The 23,808-nt window shown below is 58.2% G+C and carries 28 protein-coding genes; 2 read left to right on the top strand and 26 right to left on the bottom strand.

What is annotated here, in order from left to right; all coding sequences use genetic code 11:
- Window positions 1-39: 39 nt before the first annotated feature.
- The 17 genes from MOTHE_RS00490 to MOTHE_RS00410 form a co-directional block, all read right to left on the bottom strand.
- Entirely contained in the window at window positions 40-606 is a 567-nt protein-coding gene (locus MOTHE_RS00490) for a UbiX family flavin prenyltransferase (protein ID WP_011391642.1), read from the bottom strand.
- Entirely contained in the window at window positions 603-1,493 is an 891-nt protein-coding gene (locus tag MOTHE_RS00485; protein WP_011391641.1) for a Ppx/GppA phosphatase family protein, read from the bottom strand. Before MOTHE_RS00485 ends, MOTHE_RS00490 begins: the two co-directional genes overlap by 4 nt.
- Window positions 1,494-1,573: 80 nt before the next feature.
- Window positions 1,574-1,966: a S1 RNA-binding domain-containing protein gene (locus MOTHE_RS00480; protein WP_011391640.1), complete on the bottom strand. Its 393-nt coding sequence runs from the start codon at window positions 1,964-1,966 to the stop codon at window positions 1,574-1,576.
- An 80-nt stretch (window positions 1,967-2,046) separates the two neighbouring features.
- Window positions 2,047-2,391, bottom strand: a complete 345-nt coding sequence (locus MOTHE_RS00475; RefSeq protein ID WP_011391639.1) for an FtsB family cell division protein — start codon at window positions 2,389-2,391, stop codon at window positions 2,047-2,049.
- The gene (locus tag MOTHE_RS00470; protein ID WP_011391638.1) at window positions 2,366-2,608 is read right to left on the bottom strand and encodes an RNA polymerase sigma factor; all 243 of its coding nucleotides are present in this window, start codon (window positions 2,606-2,608) and stop codon (window positions 2,366-2,368) included. Before MOTHE_RS00470 ends, MOTHE_RS00475 begins: the two co-directional genes overlap by 26 nt.
- Before the next feature lie 110 nt (window positions 2,609-2,718).
- Window positions 2,719-3,195, bottom strand: coding sequence for a spore cortex biosynthesis protein YabQ (gene yabQ, locus MOTHE_RS00465; RefSeq protein ID WP_011391637.1), 477 nt, complete (start codon window positions 3,193-3,195; stop codon window positions 2,719-2,721).
- The gene (gene yabP / locus MOTHE_RS00460) at window positions 3,192-3,458 is read right to left on the bottom strand and encodes a sporulation protein YabP (protein WP_011391636.1); all 267 of its coding nucleotides are present in this window, start codon (window positions 3,456-3,458) and stop codon (window positions 3,192-3,194) included. Before yabP ends, yabQ begins: the two co-directional genes overlap by 4 nt.
- A gap of 69 nt (window positions 3,459-3,527) precedes the next feature.
- Complete coding sequence (locus MOTHE_RS00455) at window positions 3,528-4,457, bottom strand: SpoIID/LytB domain-containing protein (protein WP_011391635.1); 930 nt, start codon at window positions 4,455-4,457, stop codon at window positions 3,528-3,530.
- 70 nt (window positions 4,458-4,527) lie between these two features.
- On the bottom strand, window positions 4,528-4,797 hold the full coding sequence (locus tag MOTHE_RS00450) for an RNA-binding S4 domain-containing protein (protein ID WP_011391634.1): 270 nt from the start codon (window positions 4,795-4,797) through the stop codon (window positions 4,528-4,530).
- A 57-nt stretch (window positions 4,798-4,854) separates the two neighbouring features.
- On the bottom strand, window positions 4,855-5,130 hold the full coding sequence (locus MOTHE_RS00445) for an HU family DNA-binding protein (protein WP_011391633.1): 276 nt from the start codon (window positions 5,128-5,130) through the stop codon (window positions 4,855-4,857).
- An 81-nt stretch (window positions 5,131-5,211) separates the two neighbouring features.
- Entirely contained in the window at window positions 5,212-6,684 is a 1,473-nt protein-coding gene (gene yabN / locus MOTHE_RS13750; protein WP_011391632.1) for a bifunctional methyltransferase/pyrophosphohydrolase YabN, read from the bottom strand.
- Between the two features lie 83 nt (window positions 6,685-6,767).
- Complete coding sequence (gene spoVT, locus MOTHE_RS00435) at window positions 6,768-7,319, bottom strand: stage V sporulation protein T (RefSeq protein WP_011391631.1); 552 nt, start codon at window positions 7,317-7,319, stop codon at window positions 6,768-6,770.
- A 162-nt stretch (window positions 7,320-7,481) separates the two neighbouring features.
- Complete coding sequence (locus tag MOTHE_RS00430) at window positions 7,482-8,393, bottom strand: mechanosensitive ion channel family protein (RefSeq protein WP_053094537.1); 912 nt, start codon at window positions 8,391-8,393, stop codon at window positions 7,482-7,484.
- 11 nt (window positions 8,394-8,404) lie between these two features.
- Window positions 8,405-11,956, bottom strand: coding sequence for a transcription-repair coupling factor (gene mfd, locus MOTHE_RS00425; protein ID WP_011391629.1), 3,552 nt, complete (start codon window positions 11,954-11,956; stop codon window positions 8,405-8,407).
- Between the two features lie 146 nt (window positions 11,957-12,102).
- Window positions 12,103-12,534, bottom strand: coding sequence for a hypothetical protein (locus MOTHE_RS00420; RefSeq protein WP_011391628.1), 432 nt, complete (start codon window positions 12,532-12,534; stop codon window positions 12,103-12,105).
- A gap of 82 nt (window positions 12,535-12,616) precedes the next feature.
- Window positions 12,617-13,189 (bottom strand): aminoacyl-tRNA hydrolase, encoded by a 573-nt coding sequence (gene pth / locus MOTHE_RS00415; RefSeq protein WP_011391627.1) that lies wholly within the window; start codon window positions 13,187-13,189, stop codon window positions 12,617-12,619.
- Between the two features lie 247 nt (window positions 13,190-13,436).
- Entirely contained in the window at window positions 13,437-14,063 is a 627-nt protein-coding gene (locus MOTHE_RS00410; RefSeq protein WP_011391626.1) for a 50S ribosomal protein L25/general stress protein Ctc, read from the bottom strand.
- Window positions 14,064-14,162: 99 nt separating this feature from the next.
- Between MOTHE_RS00410 and MOTHE_RS00405 the strand changes: the two genes are divergently transcribed.
- Window positions 14,163-14,825: a PRC-barrel domain-containing protein gene (locus MOTHE_RS00405; RefSeq protein ID WP_011391625.1), complete on the top strand. Its 663-nt coding sequence runs from the start codon at window positions 14,163-14,165 to the stop codon at window positions 14,823-14,825.
- Here the strand turns inward: MOTHE_RS00405 and MOTHE_RS00400 are convergent.
- The 5 genes from MOTHE_RS00400 to ispE form a co-directional block, all read right to left on the bottom strand.
- Complete coding sequence (locus MOTHE_RS00400) at window positions 14,822-15,769, bottom strand: ribose-phosphate diphosphokinase (protein WP_025773653.1); 948 nt, start codon at window positions 15,767-15,769, stop codon at window positions 14,822-14,824. The two genes, MOTHE_RS00405 and MOTHE_RS00400, sit on opposite strands and share 4 nt — an antisense overlap.
- A gap of 62 nt (window positions 15,770-15,831) precedes the next feature.
- Window positions 15,832-17,214: a bifunctional UDP-N-acetylglucosamine diphosphorylase/glucosamine-1-phosphate N-acetyltransferase GlmU gene (gene glmU, locus MOTHE_RS00395; protein WP_053094536.1), complete on the bottom strand. Its 1,383-nt coding sequence runs from the start codon at window positions 17,212-17,214 to the stop codon at window positions 15,832-15,834.
- 191 nt (window positions 17,215-17,405) lie between these two features.
- A complete protein-coding gene (locus MOTHE_RS00390) occupies window positions 17,406-18,158 on the bottom strand; it encodes a nucleotidyltransferase family protein (protein WP_011391622.1) in 753 nt (250 codons plus the stop codon).
- A 12-nt stretch (window positions 18,159-18,170) separates the two neighbouring features.
- Window positions 18,171-18,869, bottom strand: coding sequence for a GntR family transcriptional regulator (locus MOTHE_RS00385; protein ID WP_011391621.1), 699 nt, complete (start codon window positions 18,867-18,869; stop codon window positions 18,171-18,173).
- Window positions 18,870-18,884: 15 nt separating this feature from the next.
- Complete coding sequence (gene ispE / locus MOTHE_RS00380) at window positions 18,885-19,742, bottom strand: 4-(cytidine 5'-diphospho)-2-C-methyl-D-erythritol kinase (RefSeq protein ID WP_053094535.1); 858 nt, start codon at window positions 19,740-19,742, stop codon at window positions 18,885-18,887.
- A gap of 199 nt (window positions 19,743-19,941) precedes the next feature.
- Here ispE and MOTHE_RS00375 point away from each other — a divergent pair, with 199 nt between their 5' ends.
- A complete protein-coding gene (locus MOTHE_RS00375; RefSeq protein WP_011391619.1) occupies window positions 19,942-20,235 on the top strand; it encodes a late competence development ComFB family protein in 294 nt (97 codons plus the stop codon).
- On the opposite strand, the gene MOTHE_RS00370 is transcribed toward MOTHE_RS00375, so the two are convergent.
- The 4 genes from MOTHE_RS00370 to MOTHE_RS00355 form a co-directional block, all read right to left on the bottom strand.
- Window positions 20,232-20,921 (bottom strand): response regulator transcription factor, encoded by a 690-nt coding sequence (locus MOTHE_RS00370; RefSeq protein ID WP_011391618.1) that lies wholly within the window; start codon window positions 20,919-20,921, stop codon window positions 20,232-20,234. The two genes, MOTHE_RS00375 and MOTHE_RS00370, sit on opposite strands and share 4 nt — an antisense overlap.
- Before the next feature lie 45 nt (window positions 20,922-20,966).
- Window positions 20,967-22,037 (bottom strand): ABC transporter ATP-binding protein, encoded by a 1,071-nt coding sequence (locus tag MOTHE_RS00365; protein WP_011391617.1) that lies wholly within the window; start codon window positions 22,035-22,037, stop codon window positions 20,967-20,969.
- 28 nt (window positions 22,038-22,065) lie between these two features.
- Complete coding sequence (locus MOTHE_RS00360) at window positions 22,066-22,803, bottom strand: ABC transporter permease (RefSeq protein ID WP_011391616.1); 738 nt, start codon at window positions 22,801-22,803, stop codon at window positions 22,066-22,068.
- Window positions 22,804-22,874: 71 nt separating this feature from the next.
- Window positions 22,875-23,777, bottom strand: a complete 903-nt coding sequence (locus MOTHE_RS00355; protein WP_011391615.1) for an ABC transporter substrate-binding protein — start codon at window positions 23,775-23,777, stop codon at window positions 22,875-22,877.
- Window positions 23,778-23,808: the final 31 nt, after the last annotated feature.

The following is a 23,808-nucleotide window of genomic DNA, read 5'->3' as shown; positions in this document are numbered from 1 at the left end:
GGGAATAAATTCGCCGCCGGGCGGGTATTTCCTCCCGGCCTAATCCTCCCCGGGGGAGCCCCAGCGGGGTACCAGGTCCTGCTCCAGGCCCAGATGGTCCAGGATCCTGGCCACCAGGTGGTTGACCACATCGTCAACGGTTCGGGGCCGGTAATAAAAGGCCGGCATGGGAGGCATGATCACCACTCCCAGGCGAGCCAAGGTTAACATATTTTCCAGATGAATGGGGCTTAAGGGCGTTTCCCGAGGTACCAGGATCAGCTTGCGCCCCTCCTTGATGGTGACGTCGGCCGCCCGCATGATCAGGTTGGCGGCATAACCGTGGGCAATACCGGCCAGGGTCTTCATGCTGCAGGGGACAACTACCATCCCCTGGTGTTGGAAGGAACCGCTGGCTACCGGGGCTGCCAGGTCATTCTCCTGGTAGCAGCGAGTAGCCAGGCCCCGCAGGGTATCTACTGTAGTATCCGTCTCCAGGCGCAGGGTCTCTCCGGCCCAGCGGCTTAATACCAGGTGGACTTCGCTCCCCGTCGCCCGCAAGGCTTCCAAGAGTCTGACGGCGTAAACAGCCCCGGTGGCTCCGGTAACTGCGACAACCAGTTTCATTTTAGTCGTTCCCCCCGGGCCATGGCCAGGAGCAATCCCCACAGGAGGTCGGCCTCACTAACCTGCAGGTTGGCCGCCCCCAGCCCGGCCAGAATTATTTCCAGAATGGTTACTCCGGCTACGATAATATCCGCCCGCTCCGGCTGCAGGCCCGGCAGGTTGCGCCGGGCCTCCAGGGGCAGGGCCGCCAGGCGCCGCCGCCAGTCCTCCACCCTTCCTGCCGGTAAGACCAGGCCGTGAACCAGCTCCGGCCGGTAGGTGGGCAGGGCTAGTTCCAGGGCCGCCAGGGTGGTAATAGTACCGCCGGTACCGATAATAAACCCCGGCCGGCTCTTCCGGACCCGGGCCAGGACCGGGGCCAGCAGGGACCTGATGGCCTCCCGGTCCAGGGACTCTTCCATAACCCGCACGGCCCCCACCCTGACACTGGTAAACTGGACTTCCCCGCCCTCCCGCCAGCTAAACTCCGTGCTGCCGCCGCCAATGTCGATAACCAGGGGGTTGTCTACCGGTACGGTCAGGCCGGCCAGGGCTCCCCGGTAGGTCAGGCGGGCTTCGACAGAGCCATCAATAATAATAACATCCAAACCGGCTCCGGTCGCTACTGCGGCCGTTAAGATTTCCGGGTTGCGGGCCTCCCGGGCGGCACTGGTGGCGATGCAGGCCATCCCTGCCGGGTGATAGCCCCGGGCCAGGCCGGCCAGCTCGGCCACAGCCGCTGCCGTGCGCCGGACAGGTTCCTCCTGGAGCCAGCCGCCGGTGGCCCCGGCCAGGAGCCGGGTACTCCGGAGTTCGGCCCGGCGGGGCTTTACGTGTTCCCCCGCTACCTCTCCCAGCAGCAACCGGACCGAATTGGAGCCTATATCCAGGGCAGCGTAAAGGGTCATTATAACCATCACCTGCTGGCAAAATTTAAGGGCACCCTTAAGGTGCCCGGAGGAATTAGCACATATAATAAGTCCCTATTTCAATACCGCGTACCACGACCGCCCCTCTTGGAATCCGTATGCCGCTTTAAATCCTGGATGCGCTCCTCGCTCTCCTTCATAAAACGGGCCAGTTTATCCTCGAAGGAGGCTGAAGCAGCCTGGCGGCTGTGACGTGGCCCGCGCCGCTCCACGTAATCGGGATTGGCGCGTTTAATGGAAAGGCCGATTTTTCCCTTTTCATCGATGTTGATAACCTTTACCCTGACCCGGTCTTTTTCCTTCACGTAGTCATTGACATCTTTCACGTAGGTATCAGCAACCTCGGAAATATGCACCAGACCCGTCAAGCCGCCGGGTAATTCCACGAAGGCACCGAACTTGGTGATCCCGCTGACCACCCCTTCCAAAACAGTGCCTACAGCGATGGACATACGAGCGGAATTCCTCCTGTTCTCATCAAGCTGATCCCATTATATGCAAGAGTTAAGAAATTTGTCAATAACCAAGATGGTTAATCGCGAAATTGATGTCCCGGCTCCGGCGGTTTGTAAGGCCTTACCTGGCCGGGCTGAGCGGACATAATCACCCGCTCACCGGGTTTGACCAGTCCCAGTTCTTCCCGGGCCACCTTTTCAATATAACTATCGCTGTTTAATTCCTGGATTTCCTGGCGCAGGCGGGCATTCTCCTGAAGGAGGGCGGCCTTCTGGTTTTCATAGGCCTGTATCTGCAGGTTGGTCTGATAGAGAGCCAGGCCCAGGTGGGCAAAGGAGTACAGGAGATAGACGGCAACCAGTATAATTATCAGCTCAGGCCACAACCGGCGCTTTTTAGGCAGACGGATTACCTTGCTCATCCTCTTCCTCCGCAAATATTCCCAGGGTTTCGCCAGGCAGGACAATTACCACCTGATAGCCCTTAGTCCGGGCCCGGTGGTAAAGGGTAGCCACGCTGCTGGCACTCAGGCCCAGGCGCCGGGCAACCTCTTCGTTACTTAAGCCCATCTCCTTGAGGGCCACTACCTGGCGCTCCCGGAAACTCAGTTTTTCCGCACCCCGGATTTCAATTTGCACGTTCTCTTCCCCAGGTTTATCCACATATTATGCACAAATTGTGGACAACTATTGGACAAGTATATAATTCGCCGCCAGGGAGGGGAATCCTGCCAGCCGGGGTAAATAAATTAACCGCCTGCCGACCCTCCGGGACCGCCGGGCCGCCGCCAGCGGCGCCATATAAATTGCAAGGTTTTACGGGGCCAGGCCAGGAAATTGAGGGCCAGGCGACCGGGCAGGAGGACAACCAGCACCGTCCGGTTGAGAAGGCGCCGGCCCAGGGCCAGGGCTGACCCCAAAATACGCCCCCCGGCATAGAGGCAGCGGCGAGTGCTGCGGCTCAGGAAAAGGCCGTAAAGTAAGGCTCCCAGGACCAGGGCTAGAAAGGTATAGGCCCGTACCTCGCCCCAGTTGATGAGCATGAGCAGGATAAAGGTAAGGAGGGTAAATAAGAGCCAGAAAAGGGCATCCCCGACCATGGTAGCCAGGGACCGGGGCCGCCAGAAATAACGGCCCACCCGGTAGCAGTCGAAGGCAAAGGCCAGCACCATCCCCGCCCCGGCCAGGGCTAAAAATATCTGCCACTGGTCGAGAACAGGGATCATTTAAACAGGCGCTGCATCAGGCCTTTACCCCTGGCGCCCTTCCCCTCGCTGTAGCTGAGATTATTCACCCGGCCGCTGAGCTCCAGGTTGCCGGTCTCAAGGCTTAAATTGCTGATGTTAAAATTGCTGCCCTTAATAACCAGGTATCCCAGGGTGGTCTCCAGGAGAATTTCTTCTTCATCATAGTTCAGGACCTGGAGGACGCCGCTGATAACCAGTTTCTCCCGGTTGATTATGGACAGCTGGTGTTGCCCGTCAGCCATCCCGCCATACCCCCTCCCGTAAATTTTATGAGGTGAGGGGGTAAAAAAGTATAAAAAAAAGCCGGCGGCCTACCAGGCCTTGACCAGCTGGATGTCTTTGAAAAAGTATTTGATTATATCCTGGGGCGATTTCCCCTGCTGGGCCAGGGCCCTGGCCCCCCACTGGCTCATACCCACGCCGTGGCCGTAACCTTCGCCTTTAAAGGTCACCCGGCCGCCGCTGGTGGTGATCCCGGTTATCAAGGTGGAGCGCAGCCGGTCGTTGCCCAAGGCCAGCCGCAGGGCCGGGACATCGACGGTGAGTCTGCCGATTCTTAGCTGAGTGGCCCGGCCCGAGGGCCCTCTGGCGGCTACCCTTACACTGGTAATCGGCCCCGGGTCCTGGCCGGTAATCCTACGTACGGCCGCTGCCAGTTCGGCATTACTAAAGCTCGCCGTCCAGCTTTTATTTTCCGCCGTGGTGATGGCCATCCCCGGATCGGGTACGCTCTGGATATAGGGTGCCGGTTCACTACGAAAGTTCAGGCCTTCTATGGCCGAGGAGGCCGTCCGGGACCCGCCGGAGGCGTAGAACCAGGCGTTAATATAATTACCATTGTACTTGACAACCTCGCCCCGGGTCATCTCTACGGCCCGGCGAACGTTATCATTGATTTTAGTGGGATCATAGGCTTGAAACTCCTCGACGCTGGTGGAAGCATCAGTGCCGTGGGCCTTGACGCCGCCCTCCTGGATTTTTTTCATAGTGAAGGTCCGGGCTAAAATCGCCTGGGCTGCCAGGGCGTTGAGGGGCCAGGTGGGATCCATTTCCGCCGCCACCACTCCGGGCAGGTAGTCCTCGATCTTCATCCGCTTAACCTCGCCGGTTTGGTTTACATAAAGGGAGATTATTGGTTCCTGGGCTGCCGGTTTCCTGGCTGGTGCCCGGCAACCGGCAAAGAGTTGACTTAATAGCAAGATATTCAGGAGAACCGCTACCAGTTTAAACCCGCGCGCCATATCCTTCCCTGCCTTTAAAGGATTTAACCTTATTATAGGCCGGAAGGAGGCCGGAGTATGCACACCGGCCCTATTTTTCGGGATTCTCAGCCTGGCCTTCGGCCAGGACCCGGTAGGTTTCCCGGGCCTGGTTGGCGGCGATGTGTTCCGGTGTGGCCAGGACTTCAACAGTCTGCCAGCGATTGCCCAGCTTTAGAGTTAGGACGTCCCCCGGTTTTACCTCGGTGCTGGCCTTGGCCGGCCGGCGGTTAACCTCAACCCCGCCGCCGTCGCAGACCTCCTTGGCCAGGGTTCGCCGCTTTATCAGCCGGGACACCTTGAGAAATTTATCCAGGCGCATTGTATACCTCCCCCAAAAAGAAAATCAGGCCGTGGCCTGATTTTCTTTTTGCTTTCATTAGCGGGCGACAGCGTCTTTTAAGGCTTTACCCGCCTTAAAGACCGGCGCACGGGTGGCGGCAATCTGGATTTCTTCCCCCGTCCGCGGATTACGGCCTACCCGGGCCGCCCGTTCCTTGATCTCAAAGGTGCCGAAACCAACCAGCTGTACCTTTTCGCCCTGGGCCAGGGCTTCTTCGATGCTTGCCAGGACCGCGTTAACCACCTTTTCGGCGTCTTTTTTTGTCAGGTCCGTTTTTTCGGCGACGCTGGCAATCAGGTCCATTTTATTCATCCTTACTCAATCCCTCCTGCTGTGACATTTGCCCCTGTCGTCATGTATTCGCTATAATCCAACAATCTCCTGCATTTCCAGCTAAGATGGCCTAATTTTTTTCGCTTCTTCCCAGAGGGCGTCCATCTCCGCCAGGGAGAGATCCTCGATATCCCTGCCTCCCTTCAGGGCGGCCTTTTCTATATAATTGAAGCGCCGAGCGAATTTAGCAACCGTTGCCTGAAGCGCCGCCTCCGGTTCAATCTGGAGCCAGCGGGCCAGGTTGACCAGGGAGAAGAGGAGATCCCCCATCTCAGCCGCCTGCTCCTCCACCCCGGCGCCGGCAACCGCTTTTTTCAACTCGTCCAGTTCTTCTTCCACCTTGGTCCAGACTTCCTCTATCCGGGGCCAGTCAAAACCCACCCGGGCGGCCTGCTCCTGGACCTTCAAGGCCTTTAAGAGGGCCGGCAAGCCCCGGGGCACGCTCAATACCGACGGTGCTTCTTCGCCTTTTTCTCTCCTTTCGGTAGCCTTGATCTGGTCCCAGCGCGCCAGTACTTCCCCGGCCGTATTCAGAACGGCCTGGCCGAAGACGTGGGGGTGGCGCCGGCGCATCTTGGCACAGATACCCTCCAGGCAGTCGGCCAGGGTAAAATCACCCTCTTCCTCCGCCAGCCTGGCGTGGAAGACCACCTGTAGCAGTAAGTCTCCCAATTCTTCGCATAGTTTATTCATGTCCCCGGCGTCGATGGCCTCCAGGACCTCGTAGGTCTCTTCTACCAGATAACGTTTCAGAGTGATATGGGTTTGCTCCCGGTCCCAGGGGCACCCCTCCGGACTTCGTAAGCGAGCCATAATGGCTTCCAGGCCCGCCAGGGTGCGATCCCGGCCCTCGGGGTAGGGTGCCAGGTAAAGACTGGTTAAGTGATCAAGCCATTCCAGGCGGTCGATGGTGTAGAGGGGCACGGTGGCTACCCTTTCGCCGTCAGGAAGACCGGCGCCGCGGACGACGGTTACCGGGTATTCATCCGGGTAGACAGTCATAAGGTCTAATTTAATCTCCCCGGCTACCCGGCGGTTATATACCTGGGTAAGGATTAAACCCCGGGCCGGGTCCAGGCCAGCCACCGTGAAGGTCAGGGCGTCGGCTACGGTCAACCCCAGGGCGGGGTCTATTTTGAGGGTGGCGTAAAGGGCATCCAGGCAGCTCATTGCCGGAATAATCTCCAGGTCGACACCGGCTGCCGGGGCCTTTTCTAGCAGCAGGGCCACGCTTCGCTCCGCGACCAGGGGATGACCCGGTACGGCGTAGGCCAGTTTCTTATCTGTCTTAGCTACCGCGGTGAGGAGAAAACTGGCTATGCGCTGGTAGAGTTCCTCGAAGTCCGCCGCTTCCTCATAAAAAGAATCAAAGGTTTCCCACTTAAGGCCCCGTACCTCCAGGGCGGCTACCGCCGGGTGGTGGGCGGTTCTCAGGTAAATCTTATCCGCCCCGGCCAGGGCCTTAAGGACAGCTTCTGGCACCTGGGCCGGGTCCCCCGGCCCCAAGCCGGTAACTATCACCTTGCCTGCCATTACTTTCGCCTCACAGGAAAGGAATACCGCTTTATTGTACCAGAAACCAAGTCAAAAAGAAAGCAGCGCCCGGGGCGCTGCCATTATTGTTCCATTTGTTTGGCCAGGAAGCCTGCCGCCGTCTCCGCCAGCTTTAATTCCATATCTCCCATTTTTACCCCCGGTTCCCGGGAGCAGAGGATGACGGCTCCGATAGGGTCTCCTTCGGCGATGATTGGAGCGATAACTTCAGCTGTAAATTTATAGGCCTCGCCCTCGCCGTCAATGGGGAAAAGGTCTTCACTCGGGGAATTGGCCAGAAGAGGTTTCCTTTCCTCCATTACCCTCTCTATTGCCTGGCCGATAGGTTTATCCAGGAACTCCTTCTTGGGGGCACCTGCCACCGCGATAATATTGTCCCGATCTGCGATACAGGCAATATGACCGATGGCTTCGTGAAGCGAATCTGCGTACTCCTTGGCAAAGTCTCCCAGCTCGCCAATGGGCGAGTATTTTTTTAAAATCACCTCGCCCTCGCGGTCAACGAAGATCTCCAGGGGATCTCCTTCGCGGATCCGCAGGGTTCGCCTGATTTCTTTAGGTATCACTACGCGTCCTAGATCGTCGATGCGCCGTACAATGCCTGTTGCTTTCACTGCAATCTATCCCCCCTTTACCCTTTTTAAGGTAGCCTTTTTCCTAAGATAGCTTTCACTGTTAGTATATAATCCGCTGCAAGGGTTTATTCATTTTTTCCCTTCCTTTTCTATAACTGGAGCCAGGTATAAAATCAGGTTCTTTTGCTAAGACTATGGTATTTATAGCATCGGCGAGTTGCTCCCCGCCGGGACCTCTTCGCCGCCGGGCTGGTTGCCGACATAAACCCTGGTGGGGTAGGCCAGGCGGATACCGTTATCCCGGCAGGCCTGCCAGATCTTTTCCCGTAAAGCCCTTTCAACGGTCCAGAGGGCGCCGGTCCTGGTACGGGCCGTAATGGTAAACTGGCCCCCCTTATCCGTTTTATCAATATCAGTGACTCCGTAAATCTGGGGTGGCTCGGCCAGGCCCTGGCCAGAGGGGTCGGGGATAAATTCTTCATGGTACTCCCTTTCTACCTCACGGCACACCTGCTCCAGAACCGTCCGGATGCGGCGCGGGTCTTCCTCGAAGGGAAAGGTAACCGTAACAATGGCCCGCAGCTCATCCCGGTTATAATTGCGGACGGTTTTGATCTCGCTGTTGGCGATATAAAACTTCTTGCCGCTCCATTCCCGGACGGTGGTCATGCGCAGGCCCAGTTCCTCTACCGTCCCGGTCACCTGGCCGTTGATCTCCACCAGATCGCCGACGTGGAACTGGTCCTCAAAAATAATAAAGAAACCGGTAATGATATCTTTGACCAGGCTCTGGGCGCCAAAACCTATGGCCAGGCCCACCACTCCGGCACCGGCGATAATTGGGGTTATGTTAACAAACTGGTTTAAGGCCATCATGGCGGCTACAGTATAAATGAGGTAGCGCACGGCAGAGCTGAGGAGGATCTCCAGGGTTTTTTCCCTCTGGGGATCCCTCCTGGCAACCTGGAAAATGCGGTGAATAAACCTGGAGATCAGCCGGTAGAGGACCAGGGCGGCCACCATGATGACTGCGGCCCGGAATAATTTCGTGAGGATTGAGAGCAACCCCGGCTTAAGGCCCTGCCAGAGCCGGGTAAGATCATCCGAAAGCAATGTCGACCCTCCTAACTTGCTGCTTCGGTTACCAGGTACTTGATCCTGGTCAGGACTTTCTCCAGCAGGTCCAGTAATTCTTCCTGGCTCAGACCCATGACCCGTACCCTGATGGTAAGGCCGCCGGCTGAAGAGAAAGCCAGCTTCCGGGGGAAATACTGGTTGAGCTGCAGGAGTTTTTCTCCCCGCAGGCCGGTATGCTGGCCAAAGCTCAATTCTACTTCCCGGTTTTTCTGGTTGACGCTTATTACCCCTACCTCACGGGCCAGGATGCGGACCCTGGTCAGGGCCAGAAGGTTCCTGGCTTCCGGCGGCGGCGGTCCGTAACGGTCCTCCATTTCCGCGGCGATATCCTCTACGGCAGCTAGATCCCCGGCATTCATCAGGCGGTGGTAGAGTTCCATTTTTAAGGTAGCCTCCGGGATATAGTTATCACCCAGGAAGGTATCTACCGACAGTTCAATGGGGGTGGCCTGGGGTTCCGCCAAGGCTGGCCGGGGCACTCCCTCGCCACGTTGCTCCTTCAGTTTGCGGACTGCTTCCTCCAGGAGCTGGCAGTAGAGGTCAAAGCCGACGGCCACCATATGGCCGTGTTGCTCGGGCCCCAGGAAATTACCTGCACCCCGGATCTGCAGGTCCCGCAGGGCAATCTTATACCCCGAACCGAAAGCCGTAAACTCCCGGATAGCGGCCAGGCGTTTTTCAGCTATTTCACCGAGTACCTTGTCCGGCCGGTAGGTGAAGTAGGCATAGGCCAGGCGGTTGGTGCGGCCGACCCGGCCCCGGAGCTGGTAGAGCTGAGCCAGGCCGAAGTTATCACTCTCATCGACAATCAGGGTATTGGCATTCTGAATGTCCAGACCGTTTTCCACGATCGTGGTACTGACCAGGACGTCGTAGCGGCCGGAGATAAAGTCCAGCATCACATTCTCCAGCTCTTCTTCGCCCATCTGGCCGTGGCCGATGCCGACCCGGGCTTCCGGCACCAGTTGCTGAATATGGTAGGCGAAGCGATCAATATCCTGCACCCGGTTATGAACTATAAAGACCTGCCCGCCTCGATCCAGTTCCCGGCGGATGGCCTCCCGCACCAGCTCCGGGTTATACTCCACCACATAGGTCTGGACGGGGAAGCGGTCTTCGGGCGGTGTCTCAATCATACTCATATCGCGTACGCCGGCCAGGGACATATGCAGGGTCCGGGGTATAGGGGTAGCCGTCATGGTCAGGACGTCAACGCTGTAACGCAATTGCTTCAGCTTTTCTTTATGGGCAACGCCGAAGCGCTGTTCCTCATCGATAATCACCAGGCCGAGGTTTTTAAAATTTACATCGCTGGAGAGAAGCCGGTGGGTACCGATAACTATATCCACCTCACCCCGCTTTAAAGCCTCCACGACTACCTTTTGTTCCCTGGGCGAACAAAAGCGGCTCAATACGGCGATTTTTACCGGAAAAGGGGCAAAACGGGCTTTAAAGGTCTCGTAATGCTGCTGGGCCAGGATAGTGGTGGGTACCAGGACAGCCACCTGCATACCATCCATGACCGCCTTGAAGGCCGCCCGCATAGCCACTTCCGTCTTGCCGTAGCCCACGTCGCCGCAAAGGAGGCGGTCCATGGGCCGGGGCTTTTCCATATCGGCCTTAACCTCGGCGATGGCCCGGAGCTGATCCGGCGTTTCCGTATAAGGGAATGCCTCCTCGAATTCCCGCTGCCAGGGGGTATCGGGCCCAAAGGCATGCCCGGGGATGGCCTCCCGACGGGCATAAAGGTCCAGCAGTTCCTGAGCCATCTCCTGGACGGCCTCCTGAACCCGGCTCTTGACCTTGTTCCATTCATTGCCGCCCAGGCGATACAGGCGGGGAACATGCCCCTCACCGCCGACATACTTCTGGACCAGGGAAACCTGGTCCACAGGTACATAGAGGCGGTCCTTGCCCGCATATTGAATGAGGAGGTAGTCCTTTTTAACCCCGCCTACGTCCAGTTGTTGCAGGCCCAGGTAACGACCGATACCGTGGTGAACGTGGACAACATAGTCTCCCTCTTTGAGGTCAGTAAAGGAGCTAATCTTGCTTCCTTCGCGGGGCGTCTTGACCCGCCGCGGCCTCCTGATCGGGCCGTAGATCTCCGTATCCCCGATAATGGCCAGGCGCATCTCCGGCCAGGTAAAGCCCTGGCGCAGGCGGCCGGAGACCATTATTACCTCTCCCCGTCCCAGGGTGTCCCTGGCCTCAGGATGGGTCAGGGCCTCGATACCCTGCTCGGCCAGGGCCTGGCGCAGGGCTACCACCCGGTTCGGGTCAGCTACCATCAGGATGATCCGGTACCCCTCGCGGCGCCAGCGGGTCAATTCTTCTACCACCAGGCCGAGTTTACCCTGGAAAGCCGGTATGGTCTGGGCACTGATACCTACTGCCGGCCGGGGATTGCTCCCCGGTACCCGACGGGGTAGCAGGGAGAAATACAGGCGCTGGTAGCGCTGCCACAACCGTTCCAGGTCGGCGCTATCCAGATAGGCCTGGCCCTGGGAGGGCAGAGCCAGGCCAGCGGCCAGCATATCGGTAAAAATTCCCAGGCGCTGTTGCTCCCGACGGCGCATCTCTTCCAGCAGACGAGCCGGGTCGTCAAGGACCAGCAGGGGTTGGCGCTGGAAGTATTCAAAAAGGGTGGCCTGCCGGGGGTAAAAGAAGGGTTGGAGCTGGCTGCTACCACCGGGCCAGGAACCAGCCTCCAGCATGGCAATCAACTCCTGGACCCGGTCCTTCAGTTCCCTGGCGGCCTGGGGCTGGCGCTGGCGCAGGGTGGCATAGGTCTGGGAAAATTCTGCCTTCAGGGTTTCCAGCCCCGGCCCCAGGTCCGGGGGCGGGAGGACTTCCTGGGCCGGCCCCACGACTATAGCCCGCAGGTCGGCCACCGAGCGCTGGCTGACGGGGTCAAAGCGGCGCAAGGAATCGATTTCATCGCCAAATAATTCTAAACGCACCGGTTCCTCGGCTCCTAGGGGGAAGATATCAATAATACCTCCCCTTACCGCCAGCTGGCCCGGGGCCTCAACCACCTCTTCCCGCCTGTACCCCAGGCCAGTTAATTTCTGCAAAAGGGCCTCGCGGTCAATAATCTGGCCTACCTCCAGGGACTGGAGGGAATGGCGCAGGGTATCCGGCGGCGGCAGCTTGCGGAGCAAGTCCTCCACCGGCACCACAAGGATGCGGGTCCGGCCGCTGACCAGGTTCGTCAGGACCTTCAGGCGCTGGGCGGCCAGTTCCGGGCTGGGGGTATAAACCTCCAACGGCAGGAGCTCAGACGGCGGCAGGTAGTCAATGCCCTCCCCCGGCCAGAAGGATTCTATATCCGCTGCCAGGCGCTGGGCTTCTTCGCTCCCGGGGGTGACTACCAGAATGGGGTTAAATTCATCCAGCATAGCCGCCAGCCACAAGCCCTTCATCCCTTCCGGCAGGCCATAAAGCTGCACCTCGCCTGCGCCCCGACGCAGGCCCCCGGCGATGGCGTAAAATTGTTCGCTATCTCTGATAATTTGTAATATGCTGTTATTGTACATCTACCGCACTCCATTACCCAGGACAGGCCTCATTGGACTAATAAAAGGCCCTTTTAACCCGGGCCTCTTTTATATTCCCAATATAAGTTCAGTATATATTATATTCGGCCCCACTAAAGGAAGTCAAGTTTCCTTCCCGCGTAAATTTAGCGATGTAAGGCCAGGACGGCCCTGTTCCAGGCCAGATGGGCCAGGAGGCCCATAGCCCAGGCCGTACCTGGATGTCCGGTACGGGTATAGGTCAATAATACCAGCAAACCAAAAAAGGAATGGCCGCCCCAGGCCGCCAGGGCCGGCCCTATCCAGGCGCCAGGATACCCCCGGACCGGGGCGGCTGGAGCCCCCGGCGGGGTCCCGGCCGGCAGTTCCCAGAGTCCCTCAATCAGGCCAAAGGTGCTGTGGACGCCGGCCAGGGAGGCCCCGGCAGCCAGGGCCAGACCCGTTTTTAACGTCTCCTCGATAACCGGCCCCAGGAGGGCTGGGACTCCGTGAACTCCCAGGTGCAGCAGCAAGCGGTTGAGGAGCCAGGCGCAAAGGGCAGCGCTGAGACCCACCAGCAGGGTTTTAACGAAAAACATCACCTGACTTACTCCATGGCTGGCATTTGATGCTGCGAGAAACACGGAACAGGAAGAACATGCCAGCCGGCGGCAAATTTAGTTAATGGTTAAAGCGATTCATGGCCTCGTCCATACTGCCCCCTTCCAGGAGAAAACGGGCAGCCCGGGCGGCCTCGAGGAGCACCGGGCGTATCAGTTCCCAGTCCCCTTCACTGAAGGGCTTGAGGACGTAATCAATTACATTTTGCCCCAAGGGAGGCCTACCGATACCTATTTTTAACCGCGGAACGGCTGTTGTCCCCAGATGGGTGATAATCGACTGCAGGCCGCGGTGCCCCCCCGAACTCCCCCCGCGCCGGAGACGCAACCGCCCCGGCGCGAGGTCCAGGTCATCGTGGATGACCAGTATTGCCTCCGGGGCGATGCCGTACCAGCGGGCCAGTGGGGCTACCGCCTGACCGCTATTATTCATATATGTCTGGGGCTTGACTAAAAGAACCCGGTTGTTTCCTACCAGGCCCTGGCCGGTCAGGGCCTGTTCCCGGGTACGGTCCAGAGTAATCCCCAAATCATCAGCCAGGAGATCGACCACCATGAAACCGGCATTATGCCTGGTCGTTGCATAACGGGGCCCGGGATTGCCCAGGCCCACCACCATCAGCACCAGCGCCAACCTCCGCTCCCAGATTTATTACTTTAACTGGCGAACTAGCTAACGATGTTAAGGAGGTGGGTTCCTTCCAGCTTAGCAGGTCCCGGGCCGCGGCCAAACCCGGCCTGCTGGCCATGAAACTCTGGCCGCGCTTTTTTACCGGTCCGCCCCGCCCTTCGGAGGGCGCCCCCCCTTGCGCGGCTCCTCCGGGAACCCGCCCTACCATCAAGCAGCGGCTGTAATTATAAGTAGCTGCAGGAGACCGGTTTTATTCAGCTGGCTGGGCTGGCGATTCCCCGGTAGTCGTCTCCTCTTCGGTTTCCGTCTCGACCGCGCGGGTAGTTACTACAGTCGCTATGACGGTATCAGGTTCCGAGAGAATCTTGACTCCAGCCGGCACCTTAATTTCGCCTACCGTCAGATGCTCCCCTACGCCCAGGTGGCTGACATCAACGACGATACTCTCCGGCAAGTCGGCCGGAAGGCTTTCAATTTCAATCTCCCGGACCCCGTGCTGGAGAATGCCGCCTTCCTTGACGCCCCGGGCTTCGCCCTCCAGGATAACAGGTACCGTGGCCCGGAGTTTATCTTCCATGGAAACCTGATAGAAATCAACATGGGTCAAGTTCCCCTTGAGGGGGTGACGCTGAACTTCCCGGATTACGGCGGTAAATTCCTTATTCTGGCCATCACCGCTGACAACCAGCTTTAACAGGGCGTTTTCCCCCTCGGTGGCCAGGATGTGTTCGAGTTGCCGGGCGGGAATAATCACTGCCAAGTTAGCGATCTTCTTACCATAGATTATCCCGGGTAATTTACCCTGCCGGCGCAGTCGCCGGGCAGCTTGTTTGCCTACTTCCGGGCGCATAGTTACCTCTAATGTTTGGGCTTGCATGGCCCTCAACTCCTTTCACTTTTTAATTTTAGCCTGCTGGTAGTCAGCATAAACCTCTCCCCGGTTGAATAAGCATGTATAAGCCGGGAGGTGAGGCTGATGTTTTATACCAGCAAAAAACTCATGGGCATGCCGGTGGTTAGCCTGGCCGACGGTCACCAGCTGGGCCGCATTAAGCGCCTGCTCATTGACCACTCGAAGATGGCTATCGCCGCCTTTACCGTTGATCGCAAAGGGTGGTTCAAGGAACAACCGGTCGTCCCATATAGCCATGTTAAAAGTGTCGGTAGCCATGCCGTTACTGTAGATGAGGCCAGCGCCGTGGTGAAACTCAGTTCCCTGCCCGAGCTGGAGGCCCTGGCCAAACACCCCCTGCCCCTCCTGGGGGCCAGGGTCATCACCGAAGAGGGCACCGTCCTGGGCACGGTAGAAGATTTCCGCTTCGATCCCCAGGACGGCAAAATCCACTACCTGGACATTAAAAGCGGCCTCCTCCACGGGGCACGCTCCCTGGAGACCGACCAAATCATCACCTGTGGCCGCGACGCCCTTATTGCCCGGGCTGGCGCCGAAGAGGCCCTCCAGAAATCAGGCGGCCTGCTGAGCGTAAAATTACAAGATGCTTGCAAGAGCGCCGGTAAAACCTTTGACAGTGCCGGCACTATTACCAGGAAAGTTGGTGAGACTGTCAACCGTTACTGGCAGCGTCTGCCCTTCAGCCAGAAGAAGAACGACGGGCCGCCCCCCGGAGAGAACAGTTAATCGAAAAGTTTACTGACCGAGAGGTCTTCGTGGATGCGAATAATGGCTTCCCCCAGGAGGGGAGCTACGGAGAGGCGATGCAGCTTGGGTATTTCTTTCCCCTCCGGGACAGGAATGGTATTGCAGACAACTACCTCCTGCAGGGGAGAGGCCATCAGGCGTTCCCGGGCCGGTCCGGATAGGACCGGATGGGTACAACAGGCATAAACGGCGCAGGCGCCCTGCTCCATCAGGGCTTTAGCTCCTAGGCAGATGGTCCCGGCGGTGTCGATGAGGTCATCAATCATGATGACCGTTTTATTTTTCACATCGCCGATGAGGTTCATGATCTCAGCGACGTTGGGCGCCGGCCGCCGCTTGTCAATAATGGCGATCTCAGCGCCTATGCGCTCGGCGAAGTTACGCGCCCTGGTCACGCCCCCCAGGTCCGGGGAAACAATCACCGCCTTTTCAAACCCCTTGCTGTTAAAGTAATCGGCCAGGATGGGGACTGCCGTCAGGTGATCTACCGGAATATCAAAAAATCCCTGGATGGCCGCCGCGTGCAGGTCCATGGTCAGGACCCGGTGGGCGCCTGCGGCGGTAATGAGATTGGCCACCAGCTTGGCGGAGATAGGGTCCCGGGCCCTGGTCTTGCGCTCCTGGCGGGCGTAGCCATAGTAGGGTATGACGGCCGTAATCCGCCTGGCGGAAGCCCGGCGCAGGGCATCGATCATGATCAAGAGTTCCATCAGATTGTCATTGACGGGTTCACAGGTGGGCTGGATGACGAAAACATCCTCCCCCCGCACGCTCTCGTCAATAACGACGCTTATTTCCCCATCGCTAAAGCGTTTTACCTTGGCCGCTCCCAGGGGCACACCCAGGTAGGCGCCGATTTCCTCGGCCAGTTTGGGGTTGGCGTTGCAGGTGAAGATCTTCAGGCGTCCGCTCTCGGTTTCCATTTGCTTTTTTATAACCTCCAAGTTTACCGGGGAAAGGTTTAACTCTATCTATTTCGCCCTGATTAACCTTTTTCCTGCCTTTTTTCGCTACTTTTTTTACTGCGGCCGGATAAGTTTACCTGCCTTCCCCGGGCCAGGGCCATAGAACCGGCGGGTACATCTTCCGTTATGGTAGACCCGGCCCCCACCAGGGCTCCGGCCCCTACCCGGACGGGAGCAACCAGGTTGCTATTACTACCGATAAAGGCTCCATCCTCAATGACCGTCGGCCACTTCTTCTCACCGTCGTAATTACAGGTAATGGTCCCGGCGCCGATATTCACCCCGGTACCCACCGTGGTATCACCTAGGTAGGTCAGGTGAGGTACTTTGGAGCCAGCCCCAATCCGGGAGGCCTTGATCTCTACGAAATCCCCAACCTTGACCCTGGCATCCAGGACCGTCCCGGGACGCAGGTAGGCAAAGGGACCTACCTGGCAACCAGGGCCTATTTCACTCTCCAGGGCCACGGTATGGATAACATGGCTGCCCTTACCTACCTGGCAGTCCCGGAGGGTAGTTCCCGGGCCAAGGGAGCATCCCTCCTCAATAATAGTATTCCCTTCTAAAAAGGTGCCGGGATAAATAATGGTGTCCGGGCCGATCCTGACGGTGGCATCGATATAAGTAGTTTCCGGGTCTATAATGGTTACCCCGGCTTGCATCAGGCCCATGTTTATCCGGCGTCTTAAAATAGCCCCGGCTTTGGCCAGCTGAGCCCGGTCATTAACCCCCAGGATCTCTTCCGGATCGCCGGCGGCTACAGCCTGGACGGGCAGGTTTTCCCGGCAGGCCAGGCCCACCACATCGGTAAGGTAGTACTCTCCCTGGTCGTTATTCGGCTGTAATTGTTCCAGAAAGGGCCAGAGGTAAGCAGCTTCGAAACAATAAATGCCGGCATTGATCTCCCTGATAGCCTTCTCTACCGGGTTGGCGTCCCGCTCTTCGACAATCCCCGCAACCATACCCTGGCCGTCGCGAATAATGCGGCCATATCCGGTAGGGTCATCGAGTACGGCTGTTAAAATAGTAACGGCAGCTTGCCTGTCCCGGTGCTCCTTTAGAAGCCGGGCCAAGGTTGCCGGCCTGAGGAGGGGGGTATCCCCGCAGAGCACCAGCACGGTTGCTGCCGTGCCAGCCGCTTCCCGGGCCCGGGCCAGGGCGTGGCCGGTGCCCAGTTGCTGCTCCTGTAGGACATAGGTATATTCCGGGCCCAGGGCCTCCCGAACTTCTTCCGCCCCGTGGCCGATGACGACGATCTGCTTTTTTATACCGGCCTCCCCGACTGCCGCCAGGACATGTTCCACCAGGCAGCGACCGGCAATACGGTGTAATACCTTTGGTCGCCGGGAATGCATCCGCTTCCCCTGGCCAGCGGCCAGGATGACGGCGACTGTATCTGCCATAAGAGATCTCCTCCCAAAAAAGCTATTATACCATTACCGGGCGGGCTGGCTTGGTTATCGTTAGCTCCATGGTCCTAGGGGAGCGGCTAGTATTCAACTCCCCCCTCCTGGCAGCGTTTGAATGCTGGCCGCTTCGCTGCTTGGACGCCAATTCTCCCCCTCCGCCCAAGCCAGTCCGAAATTACATATCATTAGTACCGGCCGCCGTTATGGGGGCTGACAGGGGCCTCGCCGCCCAGAACGCCACGAGCGAGTTCCAGGTCGCTCTCTTTATCGACGTCGATGCCGATCTCCGGGTAGGGGGTAATTACGCCTACCCCCTTGGCTCCCAAAAGATGGGAAAAGCGCTCCTCGGCCTCGGCAATAGTCAATTGCCTGGTAAGGAACTTCAAAATAAACCCCAGGCCTATTAACCGGCTCAGGGCCAGGGGGCTCTTACGCAGCCGCACCAGTTTCTGTCCCTGGCTGGCACAATCGTTCAGGGCACTGGCCTTGATCAAAACCATATTCCCGCCGGTGAAGGTGCCCTCCCGCAGGCGGACATAGGTACGTTTGACGCCTGGATAGCTGGCCTCACTAGCCTCCCGGCTGACAATGGGGTAATAGAAATCCGCCGGTCGTTCCTGGCAGCGCTGCAGGAAGTCTTCCACCGCCGCGGGTTTCAACAAGGGGATGTCCGCAGTCACCATGAGGAGCCATTCCGCCCCGGGAAAGGCTGCCGCCCCGTTCAGGGCGCTCTCGACGGTAGTCTGCCCCGCCGGCACCAGGATAACATCCGGGGGAAGGATGGTTTCAAGCTCCGGCAGGCCGGATACTGCCAGCCGGCGGATACTGGGGGAGGCCTCAAGGGCGGCCACCACCCAGGAAATCATCGGACGGGTCCCAATGGGAAGAAGGGCCCGGCCTTCTTTATCCCCGGCCAGGATAATGGCATCAACCTGCATCTTCTTGCCCCCTCAGGCCTTACGGCCGCCGCCGGAACGCATCTCTTCCCTGATGGCTTCCATCATGCGGTTTTCAGCGTTTTCTATATGCTCCTGGGCGATCCGCTGGGCCAGTTCCACGTTGCGCTCCGTGATGGCTTCTACCAGTTGTTTATGCTCCTCCAGGGTCTCCCGCATGCGCCCCGGGGTGCCCATGGAGATAGTCCGGAAGCGCTGGATCTGTTCCCGTAAATTATTGATGATCTGCACCAGGCGGTCGTTACGGCTGGCCTTATACAAGACGTCATGGAACTGGGTATCCACTTCGACCAGGGTCTCCAGGTCGTTGGCGGCCGTACAGTCGGCCACCCTGATGAGGAGGCGTTCCAGTTCATCCAGTTCCTCCTCGGTAATGCGCTCGCAGGCCAGGGCTGCCGCCAGGGCTTCCAGGGCCGAGCGGATCTCAAAAACGTCGGCTATATCCTTGGTGGAGAAGTCGGCCACGTAGGCTCCTTTGCGGGGGATCATGACGACAAAGCCTTCCAGCTCCAGCTTGCGGATGGCTTCCCGCACCGGGGTCCGGCTGACGCCCATTTCCTCCGCCAGCTGGACCTCCATCAGCCTTTCCCCGGCCTTGAGCTGGCCGTTGATAATGGCCTCCCGCAGGGCTTCAAAAACTATTTCCCGCAAGGGTTTATAATTTTCCAGTTTGCCACTGAGTAGATTCTTCACGGCTGGCCTCCTCGATCATAAGGTCCGGGTGACTATAGTTTCGGGGTAAGTCTCCTGTAACCGGGAGGCGATGCGCCTGGCGGTTTCTCCATCGGCAGCCACCCCGAAGACCGCCGGGCCGCTGCCGCACATCACCGCCCGCTCTGCCCCTTCGGCCAGGAGATGCATCTTAATGGCCATAACTTCCGGGTACAGGCGGCAGGTGACTGCTTCCAGGTCATTACCCAGGGATGCCATAATTCCTGCCCGGTCGCCCCGCCTAATGGCCGCCAGGGCCCTTTCCTCGTCGGGGGCCTCCATGGGGGTTTGGCCGGGGCTGGCATCCCAACCCCGGTATACGGCTGCCGTACTGACCCCGAAGGACGGTTTTACCAGTACCAGCCATAGTGTCGGGAGGGGAGGTAAAAGGAAGAGTTCTTCCCCCCGCCCCCGTCCTAAGGCCGTACCACCAATAACGCAAAAAGGGACGTCCGACCCCAGGGCCGCCCCTTCCCGGGCCAGCTGGCCGGGGGTCAGGCCCAGGTTAAAAAGGGCATTCACACCTATCAGGGTAGCCGCAGCATCAGCGCTGCCCCCGGCCAGGCCGGCTGCCAGGGGGATTTGCTTCTTCAGGGTTATCCGCACCCCGGGAAAACCGTAACGGGACTGCAACCGGGCTGCTGCCCGGTAGGCCAGGTTTTCCGGTCCTTGCGGTACCGGCAGCCCTGAGGTTTCCAGGCGTATTCCTTCCCGGCAACGGCTGAAAGTGAGTCTATCCGCCAGGGCAATTGACTGGAAGATGGTGCTCAGGTTGTGATAACCGTCGGAACGCCGCCCGAGGACCTTTAAAGTCAGATTTATTTTACCATAGGCCGGCAAGGTGAGGACATCCAAAAATAAACATCCCCCTAAATTTTGCTCACCTATGTATGATTAGCCATTAAAAAGAAGATTCCTCTTTCTTAATATGGACCTATTAAGATTATTACCATTAAAAACAGGGAAAAAGCAGGAAGGAAAAAAGGGAAGGCGAATATGTAACAGGCAAGATAAACTCCCCCATGGGAGTTACTCAAAAAGGAAGGAGAAAGCAATGGCCAGAGAGCTCTTTCTTAAAAACTATATGGAGGATTGTGTCTGGGAATTGCTGGACCAGGTCCTTAAACGGGACCCGGAGGCCTGTCGCTGCGATACCTGCCGCCACGATATAGTCGCCCTGGCGCTGAACCAGCTACCGCCCCGTTACGTGGTCCGGGAGCAAGGGGCTATCTATTCGAAAATAGCCATGCTCGAAGCCCAGCACCGGGCTGATATTTACAGCGCCCTGACCAGGGCCCTGATGATTGTCAAAAAGGCCCCCCGCCATGGCCAGGAAGATCGCAGCTAGTCACGAAATTTATAGCCCACCCCGCGGACGGTAATGATATAGCGGGGATTACTGGGGTTTGCTTCTATCTTCTCCCGCAGATGCCGGATATGAACGTCTATGGTCCGGGTGTCACCATAGTATTCCCCTTCCCATAAACGTTCCAGGAGGGCTTCCCGGCTAAAAACCCGGCCCCGGTTTTCCGCCAGGAGTTGTAAAAGCTGGTACTCTTTCAAGGTGAGATCCACCGGTTTACCCCGTACCGTCACCAGATGGCTGGCGGGGTTTATCACCAGGTCGCCGACGGTAATTATACCATCGTTCTGTTGCTGTTTTTCCGCAACCCGACGTAGAATTGCCCGCACCCTGGCAACCAGTTCCCGGGGGCTGAAGGGTTTGGTCAGGTAGTCGTCGGCCCCCAATTCCAGGCCCAGGACACGGTCCACCTCTTCCCGGCGGGCCGTCAGCATCAAAATAGGCATGCTGCCCCTGGCCCTGAGGCTCCGGCAGACCTCAAAACCGTCTACCTTCGGCAACATCACGTCCAGGATAATGAGGTCGGGTTTTTCGGCCTCAGCTTTCTGCAGTGCTTCCGCACCGTCACTGGCAGTTATGGTGGTAAAACCCGCCTGTTCCAGGTTAAATTTTACCAGCTCCACAATAGCCGGCTCATCATCAACTACCAGTATTTTAGGCAGTTTTATCACCCCTTCCCGGGCTATTATACCTGCTTGACGGCAAGCCTGCAAGTATCAAGCTGGTATCAGGTGGACGGCCTCGGGGGGAAAGGTTACCATAACCTCCCGCCCGGGGACCATAAAACTCCGGCGTATCTGGGCGGCCCCGGCCAGGGCCACCAATTCCAGGCCACAATCTACCTCCACCCGGTACTGCCCTCCCAGGGGCACCACCCGCACAATCCTCCCCCGGAGGATATTTGCCCCCTGTTTCCCCTCCTGAAAGCCGCAGATGTTTATCTCTTCCGGGCGGAGGCAGGCCACCACCCGGCCCTTGACCCTGGTCCCGGCCAGGATGGTAGTTCCTCCCCTCAGGCGTACCCTGGCAGGACCAGCACCGTTCAAGCTGGCCTCCCCCGGGAGGAGATTGGCGATCCCCACAAAGGCTGCCAGTTGTATACTGGCCGGATGCCAGAGAATGGCCTCCGGGGTGCCGGTTTGAACAATTCTCCCTTCCTGGAGAGCTGCCACTCTGTCCGCCAGAAAGGGTAGTTCGGTGAAGTCATGGGTTACGAAAACAGCCGTTATGCCTGTGGCCTCAAGGATGTGATGGAGTTCTTCCAGGAGGGCGGCCCGGGTCGGGGCGTCCAGGGCGGCAAAGGGTTCATCCAGGAAAAGAACCCGGGGCTCCAGGGCCAGGGCCCGGGCCAGGCTAACCCGCTGCGCCTCACCCCCGGAAAGCCCCCTGGCCGGCCGATCGGCCAGGTCCTCGATTTGCAGGGCCTTTAACCAGCGTTCGACCCTTTCCTTAATAACCGGCCGCGGCAGGCCGCGGAAACGCAAACCCGTAGCCACATTATTAAACACGGTGGTATTTAAAAGTAAAGACTCCTGAAAGACAACGGCCAGCTGCCGCCGCCAGGGTAATATCCGGCGGTAGTCAACCTTCCGGCCGGCGAACCAGACCTCTCCCGTGGCCGGCTTTTCCAGCAGGGCCAGGACCTGAAGCAGGGTGCTCTTGCCGGCGCCGTTGGGCCCTATAAGGCCCCATACCTCACCGGGCCCGATTTCCAGGTCATCGACTGCCAGGACCTGACGGCCGCCCTTGATTACCCGCACGTCCCTGGCGCAGATGCTGATACCCATGGCCTTCCCCCTTTTAGAGCACTCCCGGTTAACTCCTGAAAAACCGCAAAAACCTTCTTTTATTAGCCTTTCCAGTACGTTCCCTCTGTTGCAATACAGTCAGGGCGAAGGTGACAGCGAAGGAGAGGCCGAGCAAAATGAAGCTCAAGGCCATAGCCACATCAAAGTGCCCCCGGGATACCTCCATCACCGTGGCCGTTGTCAGCACCCGGGTCTGGTGCATAATATTGCCGCCGACCATAGTTGCCGCCCCGACCTCGGAAATAACGCCGCCAAAGCCGGCGATAACAGCCGCCAGGATGCCCAGGCGGGCCTCCTTGAGTAAAGTCCAGTAGAGTTGCCCCGGGGTAGCCCCCAGGGCCAGGACCTGGATCTTCAGCCCGCGGGGCAACTGCTGGATGGCGGCCATGGTCAGGCCGGTAATCAGGGGGGCGGCAATCAGGGCCTGAGCAATTACCATGGCCGCCGGGGTATAGATAAGCCCGAAGTACCCCAGGGGTCCGCTACGCCAGAGGAGAAAACTCACCACGAGCCCGACGACCACCGGCGGCATACCCATACCGGTATTGACCAGGCTGACGACCACCTGGCGGCCAGGAAAAGCCTTCAAGGCCAGAAAGATGCCCAGGGGCACCCCTATCAAGATGCTGATAGCCGTCGCCAGACCGCACACCTTCAGGGTGAGGGTTACCACTTCCATAACCCCGGGGTCCAGCTTGATAATTAACAGGAAGGCCTGTACCAGGCCCTGCCAGATTGCTTCCACCGTTTAAGCTTTGCCTCCGCAAATAACTTCGCTACCGGCCGGCATTGTTGGGGTCCCCAGGACGAGACCCGTTACTGCCCCAGGGTATTCTCATCCTTGCCGGCGTCGGGGAAGAAGAGGGACTGACCGAATTTATCCTTACCAAAATCACCGATAACCTTCTGGGTCTCCGGAGCCACCATGAAATCTACAAAGGCCTTCGCTCCCTCGCTGTTGATCTTCATTCCGGGGAACTTCTCCGGGTTGACCTGCATAACATGATAGATATTGAGCAGGGTCTTTTCCCCTTCTAACATAATATCCAGGTTAAGGTTCTTTTTTAATGCCAGGTAGGTGCCACGGTCCGTCAGGGTATAGCCGCCTTTTTCCGAGGCTATATTTAAGGTCTGGCCCATGCCGGCACCGGCTTCCTGGTACCACTTGCCTTGGGGATTGATCCCGGCTTCTTTCCAAATATCCTTTTCCTTCTTATGGGTGCCGGAATCGTCTCCCCGGGAGACAAAGATGGCCTGCTTGGCGGCAATCTTTTTAAAAGCGTCGGCCGCTTTTTTTACCCCTCTGATCCCGGCCGGATCGCTTGGCGGGCCGACGATGATAAAGTCATTATGCATGACCAGCTGGCGGTTAATGACTGTTCCTTTTTGTACCAGTTTGACCTCGTCGGCCGGGGCATGGACCAGCAAGACATCGGCGTTACCCTGATCGCCCATGGCCAGGGCTTGCCCGGTACCTACGGCATTTGGTTTAACGATATAGCCGCTCTTTTCTTCAAACATGGGAATAAGGACGTCGAGTAAGCCACTGTCCATAGTACTGGTGGTAGTGGCCAGGATAAGGTTTTTATTGACAGGTCCGGCGGCTAGCGGCGTCTGCTGCTTGTCCCCTGTTTTTGTCCCCTGGCCGCATCCAGTAAACGTTAATAACAGGATTAGGGTCGCCAATAAAACCAGCCACATTCTTCTTATTTTCGCCATTATGTATCCCCCCGAACAATTATTTATCTTG

This window comes from Moorella thermoacetica, assembly GCF_001267405.1.
In the GTDB taxonomy this organism is placed as follows: Bacteria; Bacillota; DSM-521; order Neomoorellales; family Neomoorellaceae; genus Neomoorella; species Neomoorella thermoacetica.
This window is presented reverse-complemented; position numbering and strand designations above follow the sequence as displayed.

Excerpts from the sequence above, each read along its gene's own strand:
- MOTHE_RS00490 (WP_011391642.1), bottom strand. The coding sequence starts at position 606 with ATGAAACTGGTTGTCGCAGTTACCGGAGCCACCGGGGCTGTTTACGCC.
- yabQ (WP_011391637.1), bottom strand. The coding sequence starts at position 3,195 with ATGATCCCTGTTCTCGACCAGTGGCAGATATTTTTAGCCCTGGCCGGG.
- MOTHE_RS00375 (WP_011391619.1), top strand. The coding sequence starts at position 19,942 with ATGGCCAGAGAGCTCTTTCTTAAAAACTATATGGAGGATTGTGTCTGG.
- yabP (WP_011391636.1), bottom strand. The coding sequence starts at position 3,458 with ATGGCTGACGGGCAACACCAGCTGTCCATAATCAACCGGGAGAAACTG.
- MOTHE_RS00390 (WP_011391622.1), bottom strand. The coding sequence starts at position 18,158 with ATGCAGGTTGATGCCATTATCCTGGCCGGGGATAAAGAAGGCCGGGCC.
- MOTHE_RS00450 (WP_011391634.1), bottom strand. The coding sequence starts at position 4,797 with ATGCGCCTGGATAAATTTCTCAAGGTGTCCCGGCTGATAAAGCGGCGA.
- MOTHE_RS00405 (WP_011391625.1), top strand. The coding sequence starts at position 14,163 with ATGTTTTATACCAGCAAAAAACTCATGGGCATGCCGGTGGTTAGCCTG.
- MOTHE_RS00445 (WP_011391633.1), bottom strand. The coding sequence starts at position 5,130 with ATGAATAAAATGGACCTGATTGCCAGCGTCGCCGAAAAAACGGACCTG.
- mfd (WP_011391629.1), bottom strand. The coding sequence starts at position 11,956 with ATGTACAATAACAGCATATTACAAATTATCAGAGATAGCGAACAATTT.
- MOTHE_RS00365 (WP_011391617.1), bottom strand. The coding sequence starts at position 22,037 with ATGGGTATCAGCATCTGCGCCAGGGACGTGCGGGTAATCAAGGGCGGC.
- MOTHE_RS00420 (WP_011391628.1), bottom strand. The coding sequence starts at position 12,534 with ATGTTTTTCGTTAAAACCCTGCTGGTGGGTCTCAGCGCTGCCCTTTGC.
- MOTHE_RS00475 (WP_011391639.1), bottom strand. The coding sequence starts at position 2,391 with ATGAGCAAGGTAATCCGTCTGCCTAAAAAGCGCCGGTTGTGGCCTGAG.
- MOTHE_RS00485 (WP_011391641.1), bottom strand. The coding sequence starts at position 1,493 with ATGACCCTTTACGCTGCCCTGGATATAGGCTCCAATTCGGTCCGGTTG.
- MOTHE_RS00455 (WP_011391635.1), bottom strand. The coding sequence starts at position 4,457 with ATGGCGCGCGGGTTTAAACTGGTAGCGGTTCTCCTGAATATCTTGCTA.
- MOTHE_RS00355 (WP_011391615.1), bottom strand. The coding sequence starts at position 23,777 with ATGGCGAAAATAAGAAGAATGTGGCTGGTTTTATTGGCGACCCTAATC.
- glmU (WP_053094536.1), bottom strand. The coding sequence starts at position 17,214 with ATGGCAGATACAGTCGCCGTCATCCTGGCCGCTGGCCAGGGGAAGCGG.
- yabN (WP_011391632.1), bottom strand. The coding sequence starts at position 6,684 with ATGGCAGGCAAGGTGATAGTTACCGGCTTGGGGCCGGGGGACCCGGCC.
- MOTHE_RS00410 (WP_011391626.1), bottom strand. The coding sequence starts at position 14,063 with ATGCAAGCCCAAACATTAGAGGTAACTATGCGCCCGGAAGTAGGCAAA.
- MOTHE_RS00400 (WP_025773653.1), bottom strand. The coding sequence starts at position 15,769 with ATGGAAACCGAGAGCGGACGCCTGAAGATCTTCACCTGCAACGCCAAC.
- MOTHE_RS00480 (WP_011391640.1), bottom strand. The coding sequence starts at position 1,966 with ATGTCCATCGCTGTAGGCACTGTTTTGGAAGGGGTGGTCAGCGGGATC.